Consider the following 25,465-nt stretch of genomic DNA (forward strand, 5'->3'; position numbering starts at 1 on the left):
TCAACCTGCCCACTTTTCGAACTGGTTTTTATGGGTTTTCGAGGGAATGTACCAGGCGGCTTTTCCGGCTTCGTCACGCCCGAGCCTTGCGCCTGCCACTGGTGGCTGCGGGCTGGCATCGGGAACGTCGTCCGCTGGCAACCGGGTTACCGGGAAGAACTCCATGGCAATCATGGCATCCATGGCTTCCTTGAACGCTGTGGTAATGGCGGCGAGATCTTCATCGCTGTGAGCCGTGGTGATGAACATCGGGCGGGCATCCCAGATGTGGATGCCTTTCTCACGCAGGAGGATGTAGATCAGTTCCTCGAACGCAATGTCTTGCGGAATCTTGAGTTTGCACATGGACCCGCAATGCTCGATCTTCAGCGGTGCACCGACCAGTTGGGCATATTGATTGATGTCTCTGACCATCCCATCGGCCCGGCGATTGAGGTCATTTTGCAGGTCCGGCTCGGCTTCCAGGCGCTTCAGCACGGCCACAGCCGCCGCCATGGTTAACGGATGACGCACAAAGGTCCCGGCGAAATAGGTCACGCCCACTTCCGGGGAGGAGTCGTCACCGAACTGCCATTGGCCGCCGTCCAAGGCATCCATGAACCGGGCCTTGCCGGATATCACCCCGATGGGCATGCCACCGCCGACAATCTTGCCGTAGGTGCAAATATCGGCATTAACGCCGTAATAGCCCTGAGCACCCCGGGGATGAATGCGGAAGCCGGTAATGACCTCGTCGAAGATCAGGGCAATCTGCTTGTCGGTGCACAGCGCACGGGCTTTGTGCAGGAAGGCTTTGGGCTGAAGGTCCGGATTGCGGCTCTGGACGGGCTCCACCAGCACGGCCGCGATGTCGTCAGCGTGGTCCCGGATATAGTCCAGTGAGGCATCGCTGCCATAATCCAGCACGATCATGTTAGCCGCCGCAGACTCCGGTATGCCTGCGGCGACGGGCACGGCGTAGCCATTAGCGCCGCGAGTGACGATCACGTCGTCATGAATGCCATGATAGTCGTTTTCGAAGATGACGACTTTCTCTTTGGCCGTCACGGTCCTTGCCAGGCGCATGGCGCCGACGACCGCTTCCGAACCGGTGTTGCAGAAGGCAACCCGTTCATTGCCTGTGATGGTGCAGAACAGTCGAGAGGCCTCAGCCACCAACGGATGTTGCGGCCCGATTTCATAGCCGGTGGCCAGTTGCCGGGCAATCGCGTCCCGGATAAAGGGCGCCGAATTGCCGAAAAAGTTACTGCCGAAGCCGCAGGTGACGTCAATCAGTTTGCCACCGTCGATATCCCAGAGATAGGGACCCTCCGAGCGTTCGACCACAATGGGGTAAATCACTTCTTTGATCACGTTGCGGAATCCGGACACAACACGGGGGTCCGCCAGGTGCTTGCGGTTGTCCTGAGCGAACTGCCTCGACTTGGCGAACCGGCGGTTATAGCGCTCCGCCAGCGTTGTGAAATTCGCCTTTTGGCTGGCGGTCATGTCATTGCTGCGTTTGACGTTGATGCGGGTGCCAGCCCCGAAGGGTTTGATGGGTATGGTGCTATCTTTGCCAGGCGGAACCGGGGCAGCAGGGGCGCGCTGGTCGTTGCTGTGTGTCGGCTCGGCCCGTTGAGCCTGGCCCGTAAGCGACGACAGTAACGCCAGCTGCCCTTGCATCAGCTGCATCTGTTGCTGCAGCAGAGTCTGAATTTCGCCAGCGGATTGCGCCGTGAAAGCTGTAGCAAGAGTCGGAGCCGGAGCCTGAGCACTCACCGGTTCGCCAACGGACGCCGCGGGAGGTTGAGAAGGTGCAGTGCCTTCCAGAGTCACGCCCTCTTTGATCAGGTAATCAGCCAGTTTTTCCAGGTTGCCACAATCATTGAGAAGCTGGCGGAACGTAATGCTTACCCTGAACTTTTTCTTCAGCTTCAGTGTGGACTGGGTCAACAGCAACGAATCCAGACCCAGTTCGAAGAAGGTTGCGTTGTTCTCCGCCTGGCTGAGGTCTATGCCGGAGATGTCGGTAAATAGTGTGCGCAATTGTTCCATAACAGCGTCTTTCATGGCTGGCCCTGCCAATGGTGTCTGTAAGGCTTCTGCAGGCTGCATAAGCGACGGATTGGGTATGATCGATTCGGTCTTTGGCTGTGCAGTCGCAGCTTGAACGCTGGGTTCGATACCATGGGTCCGGTGCTGGAACGGATAGCCCGGTAAGCGGGCGTTCAGCACAGGGTTCTGCTGACCGCAGGGCCAGTTGACCGTCACGCCTTTGCTCCACGCCTGCCCCAGACCACGACTGAAGGAGGCAACCTCAACATCGGATTGCCCCGCCTGCGTGAGCAGGGGAATCAGCGCCAGATCGGACTTGTTCTCCAGCGTCTGCATCACCATGCCGGTGACCGTGGCCTGTGGCCCGCACTCCAGTAGCACCAGGTTGTTCAGCGTCCCGAGAGTTTGCACTCCGGCACGAAATTGCACAGGCTGGCGGATCTGGCTGGCCCAGTAATGGATATCGGTGGCTTGCTGCTCGGTGATCCAGTCGCCGGTGATACAGGAGATAAACGGCATATGGGGCGAGTGAAGCGTGACATCACTGAGGGCCTCCGCAAACTGGCGGCAGGCGTCATCCATGGCCGGTGAATGAAAGGCGTGGGATGTGTTGAGTGCCTTGAAGTTGATGCTGTTTTGCTCAAGGGTTTTGCCCAGCGCCGTGATGGCGCCGTGGTCGCCGGCCAGCGTGCAGGAATCTCCGGTATTTTCTGCTGCAATTACCACGCCGCCAGTCAACAGCGGGGCCACGGTTTCGGCGCTGGCACGGACAGCCAGCATGGCGCCTGAGGGCTGCGCCTGCATGACCTGGCCGCGGGTCATGACCACGCGAAGGGCCGTTGACAGATCAAACACCCCGGCAAGAGTCGCCGCGGCCAGTTCACCGATGCTGTGACCAATGGCGGCCGCCGGGCGAATGCCCAACCCGGTCAGCGCGGAGGCCAGTGCATAGCCCAGACAAAACAGGCTGATCTGGGTTTTGCTCGTGTCTTTCAATGGATCGGCCGATTCGAACATCAGGCTCTTGATATCCAGTCCATGCTGTGTTTGCAGGATCGTCGCGCAGGCATCCATAGCCTGACGGAAGCCCGGGAGGTCCCGATAAAGTGATTTTCCCATACCGGGCACCTGGCAACCCTGGCCGGGGAACGCAAAGACGACGGAAGGCGACTTCAGCATCGGTTCGGCATCTGAGGCCTCATCTGTTGCCACTATGAGGTCTTCCACGGTGGCTGTCTGTGGCAGGGCATAGCGATAGGAAAAAGCGCGACGATGTTGAATCAATGCGGCGGCCAGCGCCGCGCGATCTGAAAAAATCGGGCTGGCGGATGCCAGCGCCGGCTCATAGGCGCTCATCACCGCGGCAAGGGCTTCGGGGGACCGGGCGCTGAAACAGAGCGGAACCCATGCCGGTGTTGGCTCGGCCTGCGGACGCTCCACCGGCGCCACACCCCGAAGAACGGCGTGGGCGTTGGTGCCTCCGATACCAAAAGAGCTGACGCCGGCAATGCGTTGGGACACCGGTGCAGACCACTCACTGGTGCAATCCGCGATGGTGAACGGGGTGTTGGGCAAGCTCAGTTCCGGGTTTGCCGATTCGAAGTTGATGGACTGGGGAACGATGCCCCGCTCCACCGCAAGGGCGCATTTGATCAGGCCAATAACGCCGGCCCCGGCGGTCAAATGGCCGAAGTTGCTTTTTACCGAACCGAGCTTGCAGAACTGTTTGGCCGGTGTGTATTCGGCAAAAGCGGCGCTCAGGGCCGCGACTTCAATGGGGTCGCCAATGGGCGTTGCCGTGCCGTGAGCCTCCACGTAGCCAATGCGGTTCACGTCGAGTTGCGCGTCCCGCAGGGCGCCGAGGATCACCGATTTCTGGCCCTGCACGCTGGGGGCGGAGAAGCTGCCTTTCTCCGCGCCATCGTTGTTGACCGCGACACCGCTGATGGCCGCATAGATGTGGTCACCGTCTCGCTGTGCATCCTCCAGACGTTTCAATACCAACAGACCGCCACCATCGCTGAACACGGTGCCAGAGCTGTTCTGGTCGAACGGACGAGTGTGTCCGTCCCGGGTATAAATACTTCCTTCCTGGTGGGTATGGGGTTGTTGCTGGGGGAACGTGATCGAGGCGCCGCCGGCGATTGCCATGTCACAGCGGCCGTGGCGAATGGCTTCGACGGCTTCGGCAACCGCCACCAATGAGGTGGAGCAGGCTGTGTGTATGCTCAGTGCCGGGCCCACCAGATTCAGTTTGTGGGCGAGCCGCGTGGCGGCATAGTCTTTTTCATTGGCGACCATGGCCTGCAACGGGCCGTAATCGTCCAGTTTCTCCTCGTTTCTGAGGACATTGTTCAGGTAATAGCTGTTATTACCCACGCCGCAATAGACGCCGATGCGGCCGGCAAACACCTCCGGATCGTAGCCGGCGTTCTCCAGCGCGTGCCATGCGAGCTCCAGTAACAGCCGTTGCTGGGGGTCAACGAACTCGGCCTCAATGGGGCTGATACCGAAGAAACGATCATCAAAGCCGAGAGGGTCGTCCAGAACGCCCCGGGCATTGACTTCGCCGTCTTTTTGGTCAGTTGGCGAAAAAAAGGTGATGCTCTCGCGACCCTCCACCAAATTCTGCCAGAACGATTCAATAGAGCTTGCACCGGGCACGCGCACCGCCAGGCCAATGATCGCCACATCGCGGCTGGCGCTGCCGTTGCCGGGTTCGATCCCGGAGCGTTGCGCCGGCACGACGACCGCCGCGCGGGAGAGCGCATAGTCGACAAACTGGCCCAGCGTGCGGTACTGAAACAGGGTGTACACAGGCACGCTGACGCCGAGCTGGTCAAAGCATGCAGCGGCGACCCGGTTCGCAGTCAGGGAGTCCATCCCCCGATCCTGGAGATTGTCCTCCGGCGCCAGATCGGGTTGGGCCATTTCCGTTCGGATGATTGCCAGCAGGGCCTCTGTAGACCTTGTTTTGTCGGGAGACTTCGGCACAGGCGTGCTGTCGAGGCCCTCAATCATGGACTTCCGATCGATTTTGCCAGACGGTGTCTTGGTGAGTGCGCTGACGGTGTGAAACCGGGAGGGCACCATGTAGTCGGGTACTAACCTGGCCAGTCCTGCACGAAGGGCAGCGTGGTTATCGTCGAGCCCGGCTTTGCCGGTCACGAACGCCACCAGCTTTTTTTGTCCCCGGAGGTCCTGGACGGCAACCGCCGCCTCATCCACCAGGCCGGTGTCCAGGAGGTGAGCCTCAACCTCACTGAGTTCCACCCGGTAGCCGTTGATCTTGACCTGATTGTCGATGCGCCCGTGGTAGAGCAGTTCGCCTTCCCCATCGCAGCTCACGAGATCGCCGGTGCGGTAGGCTCTGGTCGGCTGCCCGCCGGGCATCTCGGGCAGGGTAACAAAGCGCTGGGCGGTCTGTTCCGGACTATTGATGTATCCGTGAGCCAGCACGGGTCCAGCAATGTAGAGTTCACCAACGTCGCCCGCGGCCACTGGCTGCTGCGCCTCGTTCAGGATCAACAGCCTGGCCTGGTCAATGGCTTTGCCGATAGGTGGCAACGAGGGCCAGCCTTCGGGAGGCCAGCGTAAGATATGCTCGCTCACCACATGGGTTTCGCAGGGGCCATACTGGTTGCAGAGCGTAGCCGGTTTAAGCGCATTGAACGCGGTTCGCAGTTCCTTGCTGACCACCAACTGCTCGCCCGCCGTTATGATTTCACGTAATGACGGAGGGTATTGCCGCAGCCGGTTTGCCCACATGACCAATTGCAGCAGCGCGATATAGGGCAGAAAAATGCGCTCGATCTGATGTTGATCGATGTACTGCAGCAGCTGCCGAAAATCCTGTTTGATCTCGTTGTCAATCAGATACAGGGTTCCGCCCTGGGTCAGGGTGGAAAAGATCTCCTGAAAGGAAACATCGAAGCCCAGCGCCGAAAATTGCAGGGTCCGGTAGCGGGTGTCCGCAGGATATCGACGATTCTGCCAGTGGATCAGATTGTCCAGGGTGCCGTGGTTCATCAACACACCCTTGGGCTTACCGGTGGAGCCAGAGGTGTAAATAATGTAAGCACTGCTTTGCGGTGTTATCTCGCGGACTGGAGGCGGTGCAACAGGTTCGTCGAAGGACAGATCCCGCAGATCGAGGTGCTGCCCGACCGGGGAACGGAACTCATCGTTGTCGGTGAGGGTCAGCACTGTGCCCGCGTGGCTGACCATATAATCCAGCCGGTCCCGGGGATAGAGCGGGTCCAGCGGCAGATAAGGGCAGCCATGCCTGAGAATGGCAAGCATGGCAGTGATGGCCAGCACCCGATCCCGAGTGTGAATCGCAATGGGCGCGCCAGCCTCAATGTCCAGCTGAGCCAGGCGGCACTGTATAACCCTTGCATTGCCATCCAGCGTTTTATAACTCAGCGTCCTTCCGGACTCAGTGCCGCCTCCTGAACTGACCATCGCATAAAGGGCGGTCGCGTCTGGAAAGGAAATTACGGTTTGCTGGAACCTGGCTAGAAAACTGGGCACTGCATGGGAAGACGTTCTTGCATTCATCTCTTTGCCTTCCTTAGTTAGAGATTCATACATGTCGCAGTTGTTACATTATGTAAATTAGCATAGGGCCTTGAGTTGTGCTAGGTAGATGTGACATCTGGTTAACAGGTTTTCCAGACGCTTTCGGAACGGTGTAAACAGGCCGTCAGCAGCCCGATTCCGGTGGCTGATACCAGGCAGGGAAGGGGTGAGGGGAATCCGTCAAGTTGCGCGGATAATGCCTGTTTATCCGGCACCAGTTGGATTTCGGTCAGATCCATGTATCGGTTCAGGTGAACAGAAACGGCTTTGACCACCGATTCTTTGACGCTGAAGCCAACGCCCAGGGCAGGAAGATCGGGAAAGAGTTCGCTCAGCAACTCAAGTTCGCCGGGGTTCATGATCAGTTTGGCCAGGTCATCCGTGACCTCCTCCGGATGCTCGATGAGGTCGAGCCCCAACCCCTGAATGCCGCTGCCCGTGCATACGGCTGCGGCAGCCAGGGTGTGGTCGTGGGAAATGGAGCCGATCACCGGTGCCGGCCAAACCGGGTTCCCGAGGGGGCCGCGCAGCACCGCCGCCGGAGCCACACCGGCCCGGTGCATTGCTTGCCGAGCGACGTGGCGGCCGGAAAAGAACTCTCGCTGCCGTTTGTCTCCGGCCCGGGCCACAAGTTGTCGCTCGGCCGGATAATCCGAGTCCAGTTGGTCGAGGGGACCGGCTGCGAAACAGACCGGGTCGCCGGTAAACGCTCGCAAACGCTGTTCAATCGTTCTAACGTAAAAGCGGGCGCTGGGCGTTGCTGGTGGCGTCATCATTTTCCCAGGAGGTATGGAAACCTTGAAAACTCTACGGCGATGGTCAGGTGTAATCAAGCGTCGTGTAAGGGGCTTATGCGAGATCAAAGTCGGTATTATGCTCTCCCGGCCGGTGGGCGTAGCGACAGCTGAGTCTTGCCCCGAGTCTGATACGGCATCTGAGATCAAAAGCACCCGGAAGTACCGGGAAGGTTTGCCCTGGTCAGAGGCTGAGTTCCTGCGCCGTACCGGCGCCGGTAATGTTCTCTATGAACTCTTCATTGAGGGGCAGCCGGTCTGTTACGGCTGGGTTGCGGAGGCGGGTGCCCGGGTGGGGGTGCTGCATGATCTGAATCTGGTCGTGCCGGAGCGTGGGTTTTACGTCTGGGATTGCGCCACCCGCACGGCATTCCGCGGCAAGGGGTACTTTTTTGCCCTGCTACAAGGCATCAACCATGGGGCCTACCCGTCGGCAACGCTGGCGTTGGTCGCGGTCGATACCGGCAACGGTGCCTCCCGCCGGGTGTTGGCGCGGGCAGGTTTCCGACCGATGTTCAGCTATGTCAGCGCCCGTTTGGCTAAACGGCCTCTGTTCAACTTCGCACTCCGTGATGGACGATTGGTGGCGGCACAACGGGAATTTGATCGTCTCGAGCACCTTGTATAATGCGCCTGACATCAGCTCTGTCACAGTCCTGAAACTCTTTTTCTACGGGCGCCGGTGGTGCTTGCAGCTTTCCCGGTCATGACATATTGTTAACGTGAATCTGCCCCTTTTTGTAAAAGCAGGAGTGCGCTTTTGCCCGGGCAGATTCGGCAGGGTAAGAAGAACTGTCGGATGCAACAGATCGTTGAAAAAGGAATTCACGATGAGTTTATTTGATCTTTCCGGCCCGGAAACTATCGAAACGGTTCCCTTTCCCACTGATAAAGAAGGTCTTGCCCGCTACCTGCACCGTCGTCAGCCGGTCCTGCTCAGCGGTGTGAGGGAGGCTCTGCCCTTCACCCGGAACTGGAACTACGACTTTTTCAGAAACGCCCTGAAATCCATCCGTATCCAGCGCAAATCCGCTGACGGGGTTTTTCATTACCTGGGTTTCGAGCGCATTCCCATGATGGATTTCAATCAGGTGATGGAAACCACCCATGACGGTTATGCCCTTGAGCCGCTCAAGGGCCGTGGCGTGTCGGACGATCTGCCGCCGTCCATTTCGGTCAGCCTGCCTGCTTTTGTGCCCGAGTCGGGATTCCGTGTCTCCAATCTTTACATTGGGCCGGGCAAGAACAAGTCCCTGCTGCATTACGATGAAACACACAGCCTACTGATGATGCTGGAAGGGCGTAAGCGGTTCATTCTGTTTTCTCCGGATCAAAGTGGGTGCATGTACCCCTACAGTCCGTTCAGTTTGCGGGCATTACTTGAAAACCGCGTGGTCGACAGCCGCGTGGATTGCCAGAACCCGGACTTCAGCCAGCATCCGAAGTTGCGCAGTGCCCAGGGTGTGGTGGGGTGGCTTGAAGAGGGCCAGGCGTTGTTTATCCCCGCCGGCACCTGGCACTTTATCGAAGCCGAGGGGCGAAATGTGTCGGTGAACTATTTCTGGTTGCAGAACCGGTTATCCGACTGGATGCAGCAGCCTTTGCTCAATTTCTGGATCAAGCGTCGGGCGATTGACATGCTGGACCGGATCCGCAAAGTGAAGCACAAATTATCACCCGCGTAGGTCCCGGTATGGAAACGCTCGGCCAGTTCCTGCCAGCCGGATTTGAAGCCACGGTCAGATTGAACCCGGGAACCTCGAGTACAGTGGAACTCAGAGTCATCAAAAATCTGGATGAGTTCTCCAGCGTCCGGGTGGCATGGGATGCATTGATCGGCACGCTTGACCCGATTCCGCTCCCGCTCTCCCACGGGTGGCTATGCTCGTGGCTCACAGCCTTTGCCAACGAAGACCACATGGAATTCCGCTGCGTGTACCTGGATGGCCGGTTGGTCGGCGTAGGGCCTTTCCTGAGAGAGCGAGAGCGCTACCGTGGGGTGCCGGTGTCCATTTTAAAGCTTGCCGCCAATGGCCATAGTCCTTATTCCATGGTGATCGTTCATCCGGAGCTTACCGAGGTGCAAAAACGCGCCGCTCTGGAGCTTCTCACGCGGGTTGAGCCCGATGAAGTCGGTCTGTTCTTCAAAATACCGAAGCTTGATCACTTGCGATCTTTTTTACTGGATCAGAGCGGGGTAGGGCACGAATATGTCGGTGAGAAGCCCGGTCTTCTGACGCCTGTTATCCCGGTCAAGGGCGACTGGAAAACCTTTTTTGCCGCGCGCCCCCGAAAGCTCAAAAAGAGCCTGAATCACAAGCTCAACCGGTACAACCGTGCGGGTGACTTCGTGATTGATGTGGAAGCGATTCGCCGTGATGATCAGCCAATCGTCGACGAGTTGATTTCAATTTCTGCCAACAGCTGGAAATCAGCCATTGGCAACGATCTCGATTCCAACCTCAGGAGCCGTCAGTTTTTCTTCAACCTCATTAACGCGTTTGGTGCGAGTGGCTGCCTGACGGCATGGATCATGAGGCGAGGTGATACGCCGGTTGCCTACGAACTGCATCTCTCTGATGACGGAGTGGTCTACCCCATTCGTGCGGACTATCACCAGGCGTTCAAATCCTTCTCACCGGGTTCCATTCTGGAATACACCGCCCTCAAGCATCTCTTTGACTCCCGGTCTGCGCGTCAGTATTACACCTGTGCGGACGATTACTGGTACCTGAGCAACTGGACCCACGAGTATCGTGAATTTTGCACGATTGAAGTGTTTGGCAGCAGTCTCAAGCTGAGAGCGCTCTTTTATCTGGAGTACTCGGTTATTCCCGTCATAAAGCGGCTGCTTGGCAAGCATCGGCACAAACCCGGAACGACCTGACCCTATCAACACAGAGGTTACACATGCGCACCGTGATCATCGTCAGCCGGGATAAATCGGACGTTTATTTTGCCAATCAGTTGGCGAGGTCACTGAATGTGGTCGGCGTCGTTGTGGAAAACCAGACGCCGGAGCGGGATCGTTCAACACTGGCCAGAAAATCTCTGAAGTACCTGTCCCGGCCCCGAGTGTTTCTGCGCAAGGTTGTTGAGGTTCTGGACAGGCGCCTGTTGGAGCCGCGGCAGGACTATAACCGGGCGGAGAACAGCCTGGACTTCGGCGAGGAAGGGCGTTCATTGAATATCGGGGAGGGCGTTCCCGTGCTATACACGCAAGGGGTGAATGCCATCAATGAGCCGGAATATCGCGACTGGATACAGGATCAACGCCCTGACGTCATCGCGGTCTGCGGCGCCTCCATACTGCGGTCTGAGCTTCTGGCCATACCGGAATACGGCGTACTCAACCTCCACGGTGGACTGTCCCAGTTTTACAGGGGCCTTTTCACGACCGATTGGGCCATCCATAACGCCGAGCCAGAATGTGTCGGAGCCACGGTTCACTTTGTGGCGGCGGGTGTGGACGATGGCGACGTGGTGTATCAGGGGCGGCCATTGGTCGAGGAGAGCGACCAGCCGAACAGCCTCTATGAAAAAGTGGTTCGCCTCGGCGCACGGATGATGGTTCGCGCCATTTCAGACCTGGAACAGGGCAGATGTCATCCAGTCAAACTGACCACCAGAGGCCAGCTTTATCTGAATGATATGTTCCATGTGCGTGCGAAGCGGCGCACCTGGGGCCAGGTCCGCCGAGGGGTAATACCCGCCTACCTGGCCAATAAAGCTGAGCGTGACAGCAGAGTTCTGTCGAAACTGATCAATAACGTTGATGACGCTACAGACCGTGCGCCGGTTACAGGGACCGCATGTAAGAACAACGGTTAGCTTCCGGCATTTGTCAGGAAGCGGATGAACGTTGCCCGTTGTCTCTGGCAGTCCGGACGGGTGTCCTTATTGCAGTAACTCGCAAGCGCCCAGAGCGCCCCCCGGTTGTTACCGGTGATTTTTTTAAAGGCCCCGGTAATCTTTGCCTCGATTCTGGAATCGGTCAGCGCGCCTCCAATCTCATACCAGGTCCACAGGATGACGATGGCTTCATCTGCACGGTGCTTGATGATGGTTTCGTTGACCCGTTCAGGGCTGACAGCAGAAGCGGTCGGAATGTCCCGTTTCGCAGAAGAGACAAGTCGCCAGTCCTCTTTGCTGAACAGTTCGTTTCCGTAGAAAATCAGTTCCTTGTTCTGGCTTTGTCGGCGATACCCCGTAATCTGCAACTGCACCTGTTCAAGGTCGTCGGAAACATAGACGCCACTGAGATCAATATCCGGGTTCTGGTAGTCAGGCTGCCAGATATCCGCATGTTTCAGTGGACCTCGCCAGTCGGAACCCGTGGCTGGCAATGACGGATTCCAGGACTGCGCCATGCGCTCGGTGCGACCCGCAACGGCGAGGGTGGCCAGTGCTGGCAAGACCACCAGTACAGACGCTGCGACCGGCCAGGCCAGGCGGCGTTTCGCTCTGTTGCCGGTCATGGCGTCCATATTTATCGGTCCCTTTGCCGTTGAACCCACCGGTGCTTCGAGTTCCAGTTTGCCGGCGATAAAAAACAGGGGCACCAACGTAATGACAAGAAAAACGACCCAGCCAAAGAGCTCATGGTCGTCCACCAGCGAGGTTTCCATGTTGCTGTAGTGGCCTGCTGCGATGATGCCGAAAACCCGAATCCAGTTCGCCAACATGGACAGCAAACCGGCCATTACCATTAGCATGGCGGTTCGGGTAGCCGAGCGGTAATAAAGCTGGCCATAGAAGCTGCCGAGGAAGAGGGCCACCATCAGGTAACGGACGCCGCTGCAGCCTCCTTCCACAAGGAAGGTGCCTACCTCCAGAACGATAAAGAACTCATTGATAGTGGCTTTGATGTCCGCAAGCTGAAGAAAAATGTCGTTGAAGAAGACCGTGATGTGCTGAAGCAACGGCGACAGGTCATCCCAGAAGGGCACCGCAAACAACAGAAGTAGAATCGGGCCGCCGGCAATTCTGAAAAACGCCTGCCCCCAGATTGACCAACCCCAGAAAATGATGACGAAAGGGACCAGTGCAAGGCGAACAAAGCGGATATCGGCCGCCTGAGCGAAAAGCAGAAGGGTGGTGGCGCCAAGCAGGAGCGTAAGCCCGGCTATCGACCCGGTGACGGCGAGCTGATCCACTTGTTGGCGCCTGACATAGAGTAGGTACCCAATGCCACCGAGCACGAGAAATCCGTGGTTGTAGATGATGGAGCCGAACCACAAATGAACAAAATCTCTCCACTCTGGCCACAGCCCAAGAATGAGCAGTGGAATGGAGAGAAGCCAGAAATACGGGTATGGGATTCTGGTAACGGCTGTCGTCATACCGGTTCAATCAGCCCTGATCACTGAATTTCTCCAGCAGCCGTTGTGCGTCTGAGCCCTTGCCAACGGTTCGATAAGCCTCGACAAGGTGCAGCGCGATTTCCTCGGAATCCGGTTGTAATTCGTGGGCTTTTTCGAGGATCGACACACCTTCCTGATGGTTTCCTGATTGCAGCATGATCCAGCCGTAGGTATCCGCGACCGCAGCGCTCTCCGGGCTGAGCTGATAGGCTTTCTGAGCCAGCGAGATGGCGCGATCGTCACCGGTTTCATGATAGAGCCAGGCCAGATTGTTGAGCACCACCGTGTTGTCGGGCATCACGTTAAGCAGTTGCTCATAGTGGTACCTGGCGCTGTCTTCTTTACCCTGGGATTGCTGAAGTACGGCGAGGCCCAATCGCATTTGGGCATTATCCGGAAAACGGTCGATAACGGATTCAAGGAACGACAGAGCCTCAGCATCCTGACCGGAACGCTGGAGGTTGCGAGCGTAACCGTTAGCGATCTCTGCGCTCGACTCTTTGCCGATTGCCAGCTGATACAGCTCTGCGGCTTGACGGTGCTCACCGCGCTGCTCGAAATACCGCGCCTCGACCAGATACGGTGCAGCTGAGTCAGGATGTTGTTTTTTCGCATCCTGCAGCAGCTCGCGTGCTGTCGTTGTATCGTTGTCGGCAAACGCCACCGCCGCTGCCTGAAGGGCAATCTTTTCATAACCGGGAAACAGCACCTGCGCGCGCTGCAGAACGCTGGCTGCGCGGCCGCGATTCTCATTCTGGCGGAGCATTGCCGCTACCGTGTTGTACAGCGTGGCAACCAGGGGTTCGGCCTCCGCAGGCGCGTCCTCCTCGCTGCGTTCGAGGAGCGCCGCGGTCAACTCATCGGCTTCCTGCTGGTTCCCGGCAAACAGGGCCCCCTCAAGCAGCACCAGTTTCGGGCCAGTGGCATCCGGTTGCTTAGCCAGAATGTCGCGCATGGTTTTGCGTACAGCCCCTGCATCGGAAACTTCCGTCAATCCCTGAAGCGCCTGGCGGTTGTCCGGGGCCAGCTCGACAGCCCTGCGAAAATGGGTAAGCGCCTCCGCTGTGTTCTGTTGTGTTCTGGCAAGATTGCCCAGCGCGATTTCGGGTGCCGGATGTTCCGGAGCCCTCTCCCGCGCGCCCAGAAAGAAGTTTCTTGCCTGTTGTGGATTACCGGTTCGAGCTGCGATATTGCCTCGTGCAATGAGGGCGGCTGCGCTGTCAGGTTTTGCCTTGATCCAGGCCTGGGCTGTCGAGATGGCCTTCTCGCTGGCTCCCGCCGCCAGCTGGGCTTCGATGGTTATCATGTGGGCCTGCTCGCTGAGGGCAGCGTCTTCGGGAACCTGTGATGCCTGTTGAATCGCCTTCTCGTGCTCTCCGCGCTGGGCCAGGTAGCCGGCGAACCTCAGTCGCAAAGCGTGATTGTCCGGTGCCAGGGCAAGGGCCTTCTCGATCAATGGCTCGCCGGTTTCGAGGTCGCCGGCGCTAAGAGATGCAATGCCAACCAGAGCCAGGGTTTCCGGGTCCGTGTTCTTGTCCGACAGCTTGTCGAGAATTGCGCGGGCTTCTTCCGGATCCTGCATCTGAATCCGTGCGGCAGCAAGCAGTTTACTGGCGGCCTCGGAATCGCCCATTTCCGCCACGGGGCGGAGCAACTTTTCAGCTTCCTCGACCCGACCCTGGCGAAAGCGGATCATGCCGAGCATCAATGAACTCTGTTCATGATTAGGTACTTGCTTGAGCACTTCCTCAAGGTGACCGGCGGCCGTCTCGACATTACCCGCATCATAGGCTTCCCGGGCTGCGATGATGTTGCTCTTGATCGTGCCGGGCCCGGATTTCGCCAGAATTTCCTCGTAAACAAAAGCTTCAGCCGATTTCCCCTGCGCCCTGAGAACTCGGATCAGTGACGAGATAGTCTCGTATTTGCGATAGGTCATGATGTCGTACTGGCCAATGTCCTCAAGGGCCCGAATGTACGCTTCTTCCGCCACCGGCCAGTTATCGGCCTCATGAGCGAGCTGGGCTTTCCACAGCCAGAGTTCCGCGTTTTGAGGGTCGACCGTCTGGGCTTCCTCAATCATCTTTTTCGCCTGCTCGGGGTCGCCGCTTGCGTGAGCAACCCGGGACAGTCCAACGAGAGGTAACGCAGAGTTAGCGTCCAGTGAACGGGCCTCTTCGTAAACCCGCTCCGCATCAGCGGCACGGCCTGCTGCGAGCAGGGCACGTGCTTTCAGCAAACTGCGGCGGATCAGCAGGTTACGGTCTTCGGTCTCGATGCGATCCAGGGTTGCCAGGGCGTCGGTGGTAAGCCCCTGCATGAGTCTGGCTTCGGCACGGATCAGCGCCGCCTGATGTCTGACGGTGGCATCCATGGACGTCTCAGGTATCGCGTCGATCAGCCAGTCGAGTTGCCGCTCGGCATTTCGGGCGTCACCGGCTTTCAGCAGGTTATTGATGATCAGGAAGTAGGGTTCGGGATTTTCCGGCTGCAGGTCAATGGCACTGCGGGCTTCTACTGTGCTCGCTTTCAGTTCCCCCTGGCGTTGCAGAAAACGGGATTGGTCCAGATGGCTGAGATACTGGATGTCTTTCTGGCTCATCTCGTTATCACTGCTATCGCACCCGGCGACCGCCAGGCCGATTGCAACAGAAATTAGGGTTGCGCGTACTGCTGAAGCTGATTTCATGGCCCTGTACCTATTCCTTTTCCTTCAGGCTTTTGAGGAGTTTCCCTTCACTACGTCAGGCGCCGCTTGCCGCGTGTGACGTCTCAATTCGATACTTGTCTGTCAGGTTGTAGAGCGTGGGGCGGGTGACGCCCAACAGCCGCGACGCCCGTGCCATATTGAAATTGCAACTTTGCAGCGCTTGCATGATGGCCTGGCTTTCTGCAGTTTCCCGAACCTGACGGAGGTTCAGCTGGCTTTCATGCAGTTCCTCACCCTGTTGCAACTCCAGATCCGATGCGGTGACTCGCTTACCGTCTGCCATGATCGTCGCCCGCTTCACTTTGTTGATCATCTCCCGCACGTTACCCGGCCAAGGGTATTGGCTGATAGCGCAGATGGCATCTTCGGTAAAGGAGAGGTTGGGGCGGTCCAGCTGTTTCCCGAGGGTTTTCAGCAGCGACTGGGCGATCACCAGGGCATCGCCGTCGCGATCTCGCAGGGCTGGCACGTCCAGTGTGATTTCGCTGATCCGGTAGTAGAGATCCTCCCGAAATTCAGTGCTATCGATGAGTTGGCGCACATCCCTATGGGTGGCGCACACCACCCGCACATCCACCGGAATGGGGTTCACCGAACCGACACGATCGACCACGCGTTCCTGCAGAAAACGCAGTAATTTGGCCTGAAGCGCCATCGGCATGTCACCGATCTCGTCCAGAAACAGGGTGCCGCCGTTGGCGTGTTCGATCTTGCCTTTCTTGCTCTGGGTCGCGCCGGTGAATGAACCCTTTTCGAATCCGAACAGTTCGCTCTCCAGGAGGTTTTCGGGAATCGCTGCGCAGTTAATGGCGGCAAAAGGCTTGGCGGCACGATGGCTAAGATCATGAAGGGCGCGGGCCAGCAACTCCTTACCGGTGCCGGTCTCCCCGGTGATCAGGGTGGTTACATCCGTCGGTGCTACTTTTTCGAGGGTGCGGCAAATACCGAGCATTTGCGGGCTGGCCGCTACAATGCCCTTAATGTTGGTACCGTTGCGATGTTGCGAAAGCTCGCGGTTTTCTTTCTCGAGTTCCGCGAGGCGGAAGGCCCGATGCACCACGAAGGTGAGTATTTCCGCATCCAGGGGTTTCTGATAAAAGTCGCAAGCCCCCATGCCAATGGCTTTGACGGCGTTGTCCTTGTCTTCGCGGCCAGTCACCACGATGACCTTGGTCTGGGGCGACAGCCGGAGTATTTCCTCAAGCAGGCGGAATCCTTCGGAGGCGCCGCCCGCATCCGGTGGTAATCCGAGATCCAGGGTGACCACGTCCGGTTCCGTGCGTCGCAATGTCGTCAGCGCAGACTCGCGGTCGGCGGCGACAGTGACGTCAAGATCGTCACTGAAACACCATCGCATCTGGCTTTGCAGGCCCGGGTCGTCCTCTACGATTAACAGTCGTCTGCTCACAACAGCTTAAATCCCTTTCTGTCTGTGACTGCATTGATGCCTAATGGCTCAACTCTTCCCTACAGTGATTCTTAACCGAAGATTGACGCTTTGCAATGATTGTGTGATCTGAATTTTGAAAACGACGGTTATTTGGCACTTTGTTTAGGCTGTGGATGTTCACAAACCGGTTTTTCCTGTACGGCGGGCCTTTCGGTCGAACCGATAGCGGCCAGTGGAAAGCGCACTGAGAAACACGAGCCAACACCCGGTTCGCTGGTTACATCAATATTGCCGCCCACTTTGCGCACGTACTCTCTGGCCTGGTAGGCACCGATGCCCATTCCGGTCAGGCCTTTTGTGCTCTCGAAGGGCTTGAACAATTGGGAGCTGATGAAGTTCGGGGTCATGCCCGTGCCGGTGTCCTGGATGAACAAGACCACATGGTCACGGGCCTTCTTCAGGGTCAGAGTGATCTCGCCGCTGGGAGGGGTTGCATCCTGGGCGTTCTGGATGAGATGACCGAGAATGCTGCGCAATTGCTCAGAGTCCGCTTCTATAAGGGCGGGTGAGGGTGTCCCGACCAGGTGTGGGGCCGGCTTCTGACGGTTGTAGTGCTCTACAAGATCCTTCACCACATCGCGCAAATCCAGCACATCGGTGCTGTCGTTGTCCTCAAACGGCTTGCGAATGTGGTTAACCAGATTGGCCATCTTGCGCACAGCGTGATCGGTTGTCTGGATCATGTCGTCGATGAATGCCGGGTTGTTGCGGTGTCGGGGGGCGTTCTTCACCAGCAGCGATAGTTGGGCGATCAGAGTTTTGAGGTCATGAACCATGAAGGCGGATGCCTTACTGACCGCTTCAAACTGCATGGCGCGGGATAGCCGGCTCTGGGCGTCCGCCTGGGCGAGCAGGTTGCAGGTCTGCCGCGCAACCACCTTGATCAGGTCAAAATTTTCCCAGTTAAGTTCAACCGGCGCGTAGGGGTTACCGATCAGTGCAATGCCGTATAGCTCGTTTCCAAGGTAGAGTGGAATGATCAACCAGCCGTCGGCAATCCGGGTGATGGAGTCGGGGATCTCCAACAGGTTGTAGCGCACGGGATCTGATCGGTACTCATGAAGATCAATAATCCACTCCCGGTCACTGAAAAAGCGACCGATCTCGCTGTCTGCGTCAATGCTGGTAAACCGTGGGGCGGCAAGGTTAACTGCGGTTTTCAGCACATAGGCGTTCTGTTCGTCGCGAATCCACAGGGCACCTGCATTGCTTTCGACCAGACCAGCAAGAATCCGTATCACACGCTCCGGTAGCGGAGGTTCATCACCAAGGTTGGCCAGTTCCCGGGTCATGTTCAGCCACTGTTCGCGGTAATCGTACTTATAGTCGAAAAAGTTCTGGCTGATGAAGACCATCAGGCGTGATCGTACCCGGCGCGACATCAGCAGGGTGACCAGGAAGGTCAGTGCCACCGTCAGGAATAGCACCTGCAGGGCTTCACCCCATGCGCCGCCAAGCGCGCGAACGTAGTAGCCGCCGACGGCGAGGAAAAGCAGGTAGGCACCGGCAAACATGAAGGTGCCGGCGTGAAACACCGCGGAGCGTGACAGCTGGAATTCGACCGGTTGTTTGCGGGTATTGATGGTGTTGATGGCGAACAGCGGCACGAGGGCCGCGTTGACCAGGCCTCGGGCGTTCCAGAAGGAGTCTGAGACCTGGCCGAACAGGAGCGCATCGGCGTACATGAAGAAGTCGAACACGAACATGGCGGCAACGCCGATGCAGATGTACTTCATGCTGGAACGACCGAATGAAACGGCGTTGCGCCAGATCTGTTCCACCAGTGACAGGCCCATCAGAGAGAGCGCCATCTGACCCACTACTTTGGTTTTACCATTCAGCAGGTCGAGGTCAAAGGCGTACTCCAGTACCCCAAACCCCAGTAACAGCAACAGTAAGGTGATGGTAGCGGCGCCTAGCATGCGCCTCAGCCGACCCACGATGGGCGTCGAGCGGAAAGAGTCGCGGAGAAGGGCAAACAGGAGTGCGATCCAGGCCCCGTCTCTCAGGAGTTCAAGCAGGTAGCGGACGAAAAACGAAGGCTGACCCCAGAGGCTCTGGGCTGCCAGCGCGACTGCCCAGGTAACCGAGACAACGCATGCCAGCAGGAGCACGCGATCAACATCCCGGCGCAAGTAGCGGGAGGAAACAAGCAGGCCCAGCAGCGCGAATGCAAGCGCTGCCACAAAGTGACTGATAAAGCTGAAATCATTCAACATGCCGCGCGTCCTGCGTCGTCCTCATTCGATCCCTGACTTGCCCTGCCGGCCGACAGGCAAGGGCTGTCACACGGGCTTCTTGTTCTCCCGGTAAAAGCGGAAGATCTCTTTCAGCGGCCTTCTTGGGGTAAATCCGAATTCCTTGCCAAAGGCTCTGCCGTCAATGACGACAGGATACTTGAAAAAGTGCATCAGATACGACGGAAAACTTCTCAGATTCAGTGTCCGTAATATCAGTCTCGGCACAATCGGAGGCACCGACGGAATCGGCAGGCGCTGGCAGCCACAAAGCTTCAGAGCATGCTGATAGGCCACCCAGTCTTCGGGCGCCACATTGAAGACGCCCCGCTGGGTTTTGTTGTAGGCAAGTACAATGGCGTCGGCCATGTCGTCGATGTGGATGAACTGCATCATCGGGGAAAAGCCCGCCAGAACCGGCGCCCGCTCACTGGCCAGCAGGGTGCTGATAGAGTTCCTGACCCCGGGACCGACAATGTTGCAGGGCCGCAGAATGGTGATATTCAGTTCCGGATAGCGCCAGAGGTAAATATTGGCCAGGTTCTCCAGCTCAACCGAATCAACCAGATCGGCGCTCAGCCCGACACTCTTGAGGGGCGCCTCTTCGTCGATCAGCGCCGGATTGTAGGCAACGGCGCCGTAGACGTGAAAGGTCGACAGCACCACAACCCGTCGAATACCGTATTTGTGGCTCAGGTCCAGTAGCTTCTGAGTGCCCAGCACATTGGCGTTGTAGCGGCGCATCCGGGTCAGCTGGCTGGACATGATGCGGCCAAGATGAATCACGCCGTCGAACTTGTATCGCCGGAAAAGATCCTCGAAAACCCGTTTGTTGAAGTCAATGCAGTAGCTCGGGATGTCATCGCCCAGATAGACCTGTTCCCGGAAATCCACCGCGACCAGATCGCAGTGATCCCGCAGGCGATCAATCACCTGTTGTGCCAAAGCACCGGCGACGCCGGTTACCAGAATGCGTGGTCTTTGTTGCTTGCTCATCAGAACAGCCTTTTCCTTTCGCTCAGCCCCTTGTCAATCAGCTTGCTGATTTCGCCTTTGACCTGTTCTACCCGGTCGGTCACCTGCTCTTCGGGGATTTCCCGGTCATCAAAGAACATCGGTGGACCGAAGTTGAGGTGCACCTTGGCCGGCAGGATGACCGGCAAAGCCACCGGTGCATAGGGTACGCCCAGGGCCTTGGCCAACGGCTTGATGTTGGCAATGGCCGGTATGGTTTCCTCGCAGCCGACCACGCCCACCGGCACGATCGTCGCCTTGTATTTCATGGCCAGGTGCATGAAGCCGTTGCCGAATCGCTTGAGCTGGTACCGGTCCTGGTAGAGCTTGCCCGATCCTCGCACCCCTTCAGGAAACACAATAACCGCTTCGTTGTTGGCCAGCATTTTGGCGCAATTGGTCGGGTCGCCCAGCACGGCGCCGACTTCGTTCAGCAGGTTGCCAAGATAGGGGACCGTGGGAAAGAAACGTTCAATCATAGCTCGCGGAATTCGTGGTTTTTCTTTCCGTGAGGCCAGGGCGTACCCGATTAGCAGCCCGTCAATCGGAAGCTGTCCGCTGTGGTTGGCGATAATCAGCACCGGTCCCTCGGCGGGGATGTGTTCAACGCCGCTGGCCTCCACCCGGAAGTACTTCTCATACACGTGGCGGGTCAGCGAGAGCCCGTATTTGATGGCCTCGTTGTTGTAGCCCCAGGGGTCGTATCCCAGGCTGCCGATAGGCTTGCGGATCCGGTTGATCTGTTCGCTCAGTTCCGCCGGAACCAGTTTCGATTTCAGAATGGATGCCAGACTCATGGCGACTCCCTGATGGTTTAAATTCGTCCGATCAACACGCCAAGGGTATGGCTTTGGCCTTCATTCAATACCCGATAATCACTTAACGCATTGGCGGTTTCGACACACAGCATGGATTTCCAGCCACTGTCCGGAAAGTCGCTGAGCGCTCTGGCTTTGGCGGGGCCGGGGTTCCAGACTACGGTTGAGTCGCTGCCGATGGCGTTCAGTGTTCGCCGCGACGCTGGTGAGGCTACTACCATTGGCGCCCCGGATTCGTAGATCCTGTCCGTTTCTCCGTCAAACGTGACATCGCCATGCTGGGGGTGGTAGCTCCAGTCAAGCAGCGTGTCGACATAATCCGCACCGGCAAGGCCTTCAATGCGGGTTCGGTGTATATCCGGTGTTGGCAGGTAAGTGTGCAGAGCCTGGGTAAACGCCAGAGGTGCGGCGCCCAGATTGGTGGTGGTCAGCGCAATCTGGCAGCCCTTGACCGAAAAACTGAAGGTGGCGAGGAGCAACGCATGCCCCTCCCACGTGTCTGCAAAATCATCATTGGCATCGAGAGACAGGCAGATTTCCACCTCGTGGGCGGACTCCCGGACGTCTTCGAGTTTCCACAGGGCGGTTCGCGCAAAGCCATGGGCGGAATTGGTATGGATTCGCTTGCGGACCTCCGGAGGATTCCGCTCCGGTGCGCCAAACCACGGCCAGCAGACAGGAATGCCGCCACGGATTGCCCGCCCGGTTGCGAAGCGGGCTGTATCGCTCAGCCACAGCCAGTCGGGCTTGTCATGGGTGGCAAAGTGGGTCAGGTGAGCACCCTGTAGAAACAGTTGGGCGCGGAAAAGCGGGTGGTGCACTTCCATGGCCTCCAGTTCCCCGTGGGTTTTCCAGCGGGTAAACGACCAATGCCCGGGTTTCGTCGTCACTAGGTGCCTCATACCGCAGAAAGTTTCTTTAATTCGCCGGCCCTGCGCCGGGGATTACGTGTATTTGCGTAGCCACAGAGTAAATTAAAACTGACGCTGTCGCGAGATTCCGGCCTAAAATATCGGCCTGTCACAGGAGGCAATGCATGAAATCCAGCGTCATCAGACCCATTCGTGGGCGTCTTCCCGGAGGAGCCCGACCGGCACTCGGAGCGGTATCTGGCGACGTGGATCTTTGTGTCCCGGCGCGTGAAGCGCCGGCGATCGATGTCCCGGTCAGCGAAGCGTGGCTCGACACCCTGGCCGCAGGCCTGACGGACTCCGGCTGGATGAGCCTGGACGTGCGCGAAAAGCTGGGCCGAAGTCTGTTGCAGGGGCTGCTGGATGAGGTGCGCATCCTCGACGTGACCGAGTCAATGAAGGATGCGGGCATCGGCCGCGGCGCCGATCTGATCCGCGACCGATCGGTACGGCGCGACAAGATTGCGTGGCTGCAGGGCGCCACGGTTCCCCAGCAGCTCCTGCTCCGCTTTCTGGATGAAGTGCGCATGGGCCTGAACCGCCGGCTGTTTCTTGGCCTGAAGCGCATTGAATCCCACTATGCGACCTACCACTCGGGGGATTTTTACCGCCGGCATGTGGACAGCTTTGCCGGCCGTGCTTCGAGGGTGGTCAGTCTGGTTCTTTACCTGAATGACGAGTGGGCCAGCACCGATGGTGGGGCGCTGCAGATCTACAGCCGCGACAGTCAGAACAAGGTCTGTGGAACGGTCCTGCCAGAGATGGGGAGAATCGCGCTGTTCATGAGCGAGGATATTCCCCATGAGGTGCTACCGGCCAACCGCACCCGCTACAGTCTTGCCTGCTGGTTCCGGCAGGACGAAGTGCCTCTTCCGTTGTAGGAAGCGCTGCTTTCCGTTTTAAGTCGTTGTAGTGGGGCACCCCATTTGCTACTATGCGCGCCGCTTTCGGGGAATTGTCCCGGAACGCCGTTATGGTGGCTCCATTGGTGCCTCCGCAGCATGAAACCGTGAACCCGGTCAGGCCCGGAAGGGAGCAGCCGAAGCGGTGGAATTGTGTGCCGGAGTGTCGCTGGTGGAGTCACCCCCAGACCTCCTCCTCTTCTCGTTTTTATCTGGCTGAAATCATCGCTTTTTCCAGTTCCGACCCGGCGCTGTCCGTCTTCTTCTCACGCTGGGACCGTGCTAAGGTTAAGGTCATTTTCACAGCAGTTGGCGAAACATGAGCTACCAGGTACTTGCCCGTAAATGGCGCCCCCGCACATTTGAAGACATGGTCGGCCAGGAGCATGTGCTGCAGGCACTGATCCACGCTTTGAAAAACCAGCGTCTTCACCATGCTTACCTGTTCACGGGGACCCGAGGTGTGGGTAAAACCACCATCGGCCGGCTGCTGGCGCGATGTCTGAATTGTGAAACCGGTGTTAGCCCGACGCCCTGTGGCGAGTGCAGCAGTTGCCGCGAGATTCAGGATGGCCGGTTTGTAGACCTCATCGAGATCGACGCCGCGTCCCGCACCGGTGTCGACGATATGCGCGAACTGACAGACAACGTGCAGTACGCGCCGACTCGTGGCCGCTTCAAGGTGTATCTCATTGACGAGGTGCACATGCTGACAAACCAGTCCTTCAATGCCTTTCTGAAAACACTGGAGGAACCGCCGGAGCATGTGAAGTTTCTGCTGGCAACCACCGACCCCCAGAAGCTTCCGGTAACGGTGCTGTCCCGGTGCCTGCAATTCAATCTGAAGCGCATGACGCCTGAGCACATTGCCGGTCATCTTAAACATGTGCTTGGTGAAGAGCATATTCCATTCGAAGACCCCGCGTTGTGGCTGCTGGCTCGCGCCGCCGATGGCAGCATGCGGGACGCCCTGAGCCTGACCGATCAGGCCATTGCCTTTGGCAATCAGAAACTGGCGGCCAGTGATGTCAGCAACATGCTGGGTACCATTGATCAGCGTGATATCGAACGACTGGTCCATGCCTTGGTGGAAAATGATGGGCCCTCACTGCTGGCTGAAATTCAGCGTATTTCCGATTTCGCGCCAGACTACAGTGTGATCCTGGCGGACCTGTTGTCGCTGTTTCATCGGGTCACCATGGAGCAGGTGGTACCCGGAAGTGCCGACAATGCCCTGGGCGACGCCGCTCAGGTGCAGGCCCTCGCCCGCAAGCTCAGTGCCGAGGATGCGCAACTGTTTTACCAGGCAGCGTTAATGGGCCGTAAAGATCTCGCGGTCACGCCCGACGCCCGCATGGGATTCGAAATGACTCTGCTGCGCATGCTGGCGTTTCGTCCGGGAACGGACCGCCGGGAGCCGCCGGCAACCGGTTCCTCGCGTACCGGCGCGGACGCTCAGGAACCTCGCGACGAGCCTGACCCTGTCTCCGCCCCGGCATCAGCGCCTGCGGTTCGACCTGAGCAGGCGGCCGAACAGGTGCCGGAGGTGCCGAATACTGAGGCACCTGAGGCGCGGCGCGAGCCCGCAGTCGAGTCACCACCCGCTTCGGTAAACGATGTTGGCGCCACTGACGACTTCGATCCCGGCCCGGTGCCCGATTACCTCAGTGATAACGAGCCGCAGCCGGTTGAGCCTGGGTCCGCTGCGTTGCAGCGACCTTCCGGGATGGAGTCTGAAGCGCCTTTGGCGGAAGCTGATGCAGAGCTAACCGCTGCAAATCCTGAAGCGCCCTCAACGGCGGATCTTGAAAAGCCCTCAGTGGAGGAAGTTGACGAGACAGCGGCGATGCCAATGCCAGAGCCCGAACCTGCTTCAGAGCCCGCGCACAGCGGCGATTTCAACTGGCAGCGTGATTTCCGCAGTCTGGGCATCGTGGGCATGCCTGGCAACCTGGCCAGCCATACGGCGATGGTCCGGGAAGGTAATCAGATTCTCCTCACCATGGAGGAAGGCCACGCGCGGCTGTTGAACGCAAGGCATGAGGACAAAATACTGGCTGCCTTGAGAAACCGGTTTGGCGACGCCATTACTGTGCGTATCGAGCAGGGGAATACGGGCGGCCATACTCCGGCAGCCTGGGAAGAACACCAGCGGGTGGCGCGGCAGAAGGCGGCCGTGAGTTCGATTCAGAGCGATCCGCTGGTCAGGTCCATCGTTGAACGTTTCGAGGCACGGGTCGTTGAAGAGAGTATCCGGCCCGCTCAGAATTCAGGTTGAAGGAGAACACGCTATGATGAACGGCATGGGCGATTTAATGAAAAAAGCCCAAAAAATGCAGGAAGACATGCAGAAAGCCCAGGAAGAAATTGCCAAGGCCGAGGTCACAGGCGAGTCCGGAGCGGGACTGGTGAAAGTCACCATGAACGGTCGCCACGACGTCCGCAAGGTCGAGATTGACCCTTCGCTGATGAGTGAAGAGAAAGAGATTCTGGAAGACTTGCTGGCGGCGGCTGTCAATGACGCGGTTCGGCGGGTCGAGGCCAATCAGAAAGAAAAGATGTCCGGTATGATGTCCGGCATGGGGATGCCGCCGGGCTTCAAGATGCCGTTTTAGTTCAATGGCCTAAGCGTATCTTTTAATGTGAAG

General features: G+C 58.1%; 16 protein-coding genes and 1 other RNA gene. 8 read left to right on the forward strand and 9 right to left on the reverse strand.

The window, feature by feature from the left end:
* The gene (locus R0125_RS06680; protein WP_317237611.1) at positions 1–6,630 is read right to left on the reverse strand and encodes a polyketide synthase; all 6,630 of its coding nucleotides are present in this window, start codon (positions 6,628–6,630) and stop codon (positions 1–3) included.
* 68 nt (positions 6,631–6,698) lie between these two features.
* Entirely contained in the window at positions 6,699–7,391 is a 693-nt protein-coding gene (locus R0125_RS06685; protein ID WP_317237612.1) for a 4'-phosphopantetheinyl transferase, read from the reverse strand.
* Between the two features lie 196 nt (positions 7,392–7,587).
* On the opposite strand from R0125_RS06685, the gene R0125_RS06690 reads away from it, so the two are divergent.
* The 4 genes from R0125_RS06690 (at position 7,588) to R0125_RS06705 (ending at position 11,243) form a co-directional block, all read left to right on the forward strand.
* Entirely contained in the window at positions 7,588–8,040 is a 453-nt protein-coding gene (locus tag R0125_RS06690) for a hypothetical protein (RefSeq protein ID WP_317237613.1), read from the forward strand.
* 202 nt (positions 8,041–8,242) lie between these two features.
* Entirely contained in the window at positions 8,243–9,097 is an 855-nt protein-coding gene (locus tag R0125_RS06695) for a cupin-like domain-containing protein (protein WP_317237614.1), read from the forward strand.
* Positions 9,098–9,105: 8 nt separating this feature from the next.
* Positions 9,106–10,299, forward strand: a complete 1,194-nt coding sequence (locus tag R0125_RS06700) for a GNAT family N-acetyltransferase (protein ID WP_317237615.1) — start codon at positions 9,106–9,108, stop codon at positions 10,297–10,299.
* 23 nt (positions 10,300–10,322) lie between these two features.
* Entirely contained in the window at positions 10,323–11,243 is a 921-nt protein-coding gene (locus tag R0125_RS06705; RefSeq protein ID WP_317237616.1) for a formyl transferase, read from the forward strand.
* On the opposite strand, the gene xrtA is transcribed toward R0125_RS06705, so the two are convergent.
* From xrtA to R0125_RS06740, 7 genes are all read right to left on the reverse strand, one after another.
* Positions 11,240–12,754, reverse strand: coding sequence for an exosortase A (xrtA, locus tag R0125_RS06710; protein ID WP_317237617.1), 1,515 nt, complete (start codon positions 12,752–12,754; stop codon positions 11,240–11,242). The two genes, R0125_RS06705 and xrtA, sit on opposite strands and share 4 nt — an antisense overlap.
* 10 nt (positions 12,755–12,764) lie before the next feature.
* Entirely contained in the window at positions 12,765–15,464 is a 2,700-nt protein-coding gene (locus R0125_RS06715; protein WP_317237618.1) for a tetratricopeptide repeat protein, read from the reverse strand.
* Between the two features lie 55 nt (positions 15,465–15,519).
* Positions 15,520–16,893, reverse strand: coding sequence for a PEP-CTERM-box response regulator transcription factor (prsR, locus tag R0125_RS06720; RefSeq protein WP_317237619.1), 1,374 nt, complete (start codon positions 16,891–16,893; stop codon positions 15,520–15,522).
* A gap of 128 nt (positions 16,894–17,021) precedes the next feature.
* A complete protein-coding gene (prsK, locus tag R0125_RS06725) occupies positions 17,022–19,154 on the reverse strand; it encodes an XrtA/PEP-CTERM system histidine kinase PrsK (protein ID WP_317237620.1) in 2,133 nt (710 codons plus the stop codon).
* A 66-nt stretch (positions 19,155–19,220) separates the two neighbouring features.
* Complete coding sequence (locus R0125_RS06730) at positions 19,221–20,168, reverse strand: SDR family oxidoreductase (RefSeq protein WP_248181065.1); 948 nt, start codon at positions 20,166–20,168, stop codon at positions 19,221–19,223.
* Complete coding sequence (locus R0125_RS06735) at positions 20,168–20,983, reverse strand: lysophospholipid acyltransferase family protein (protein WP_317237621.1); 816 nt, start codon at positions 20,981–20,983, stop codon at positions 20,168–20,170. Before R0125_RS06735 ends, R0125_RS06730 begins: the two co-directional genes overlap by 1 nt.
* A 17-nt stretch (positions 20,984–21,000) precedes the next feature.
* Positions 21,001–21,831, reverse strand: a complete 831-nt coding sequence (locus tag R0125_RS06740; protein WP_248181295.1) for a D-hexose-6-phosphate mutarotase — start codon at positions 21,829–21,831, stop codon at positions 21,001–21,003.
* Positions 21,832–22,040: 209 nt separating this feature from the next.
* On the opposite strand from R0125_RS06740, the gene R0125_RS06745 reads away from it, so the two are divergent.
* From R0125_RS06745 to R0125_RS06760, 4 genes are all read left to right on the forward strand, one after another.
* On the forward strand, positions 22,041–22,796 hold the full coding sequence (locus R0125_RS06745) for a 2OG-Fe(II) oxygenase (protein WP_248181067.1): 756 nt from the start codon (positions 22,041–22,043) through the stop codon (positions 22,794–22,796).
* A gap of 102 nt (positions 22,797–22,898) precedes the next feature.
* An RNA gene (ffs, locus tag R0125_RS06750) (signal recognition particle sRNA small type) lies at positions 22,899–22,995 on the forward strand.
* 141 nt (positions 22,996–23,136) lie between these two features.
* Positions 23,137–25,095, forward strand: coding sequence for a DNA polymerase III subunit gamma/tau (gene dnaX / locus R0125_RS06755; protein ID WP_317237622.1), 1,959 nt, complete (start codon positions 23,137–23,139; stop codon positions 25,093–25,095).
* 13 nt (positions 25,096–25,108) lie between these two features.
* On the forward strand, positions 25,109–25,432 hold the full coding sequence (locus R0125_RS06760) for a YbaB/EbfC family nucleoid-associated protein (protein WP_248181069.1): 324 nt from the start codon (positions 25,109–25,111) through the stop codon (positions 25,430–25,432).
* Positions 25,433–25,465 lie beyond the last annotated feature (33 nt).

Source organism: Marinobacter sp. M-5 (genome assembly GCF_032911545.1).
Classification (GTDB): Bacteria; Pseudomonadota; Gammaproteobacteria; order Pseudomonadales; family Oleiphilaceae; genus Marinobacter; species Marinobacter goseongensis.

Bases quoted from the DNA above. Each gene is read 5' to 3' on its own strand.
- R0125_RS06680 (WP_317237611.1), bottom strand. From the start codon at position 6,630: ATGTATGAATCTCTAACTAAGGAAGGCAAAGAGATGAATGCAAGAACG.
- R0125_RS06685 (WP_317237612.1), bottom strand. From the start codon at position 7,391: ATGACGCCACCAGCAACGCCCAGCGCCCGCTTTTACGTTAGAACGATT.
- R0125_RS06695 (WP_317237614.1), top strand. From the start codon at position 8,243: ATGAGTTTATTTGATCTTTCCGGCCCGGAAACTATCGAAACGGTTCCC.
- R0125_RS06700 (WP_317237615.1), top strand. From the start codon at position 9,106: ATGGAAACGCTCGGCCAGTTCCTGCCAGCCGGATTTGAAGCCACGGTC.
- R0125_RS06705 (WP_317237616.1), top strand. From the start codon at position 10,323: ATGCGCACCGTGATCATCGTCAGCCGGGATAAATCGGACGTTTATTTT.
- xrtA (WP_317237617.1), bottom strand. From the start codon at position 12,754: ATGACGACAGCCGTTACCAGAATCCCATACCCGTATTTCTGGCTTCTC.
- R0125_RS06715 (WP_317237618.1), bottom strand. From the start codon at position 15,464: ATGAAATCAGCTTCAGCAGTACGCGCAACCCTAATTTCTGTTGCAATC.
- prsK (WP_317237620.1), bottom strand. From the start codon at position 19,154: ATGTTGAATGATTTCAGCTTTATCAGTCACTTTGTGGCAGCGCTTGCA.
- R0125_RS06730 (WP_248181065.1), bottom strand. From the start codon at position 20,168: ATGAGCAAGCAACAAAGACCACGCATTCTGGTAACCGGCGTCGCCGGT.
- R0125_RS06735 (WP_317237621.1), bottom strand. From the start codon at position 20,983: ATGAGTCTGGCATCCATTCTGAAATCGAAACTGGTTCCGGCGGAACTG.
- R0125_RS06740 (WP_248181295.1), bottom strand. From the start codon at position 21,831: ATGGAAGTGCACCACCCGCTTTTCCGCGCCCAACTGTTTCTACAGGGT.
- R0125_RS06745 (WP_248181067.1), top strand. From the start codon at position 22,041: ATGAAATCCAGCGTCATCAGACCCATTCGTGGGCGTCTTCCCGGAGGA.
- dnaX (WP_317237622.1), top strand. From the start codon at position 23,137: ATGAGCTACCAGGTACTTGCCCGTAAATGGCGCCCCCGCACATTTGAA.
- R0125_RS06760 (WP_248181069.1), top strand. From the start codon at position 25,109: ATGATGAACGGCATGGGCGATTTAATGAAAAAAGCCCAAAAAATGCAG.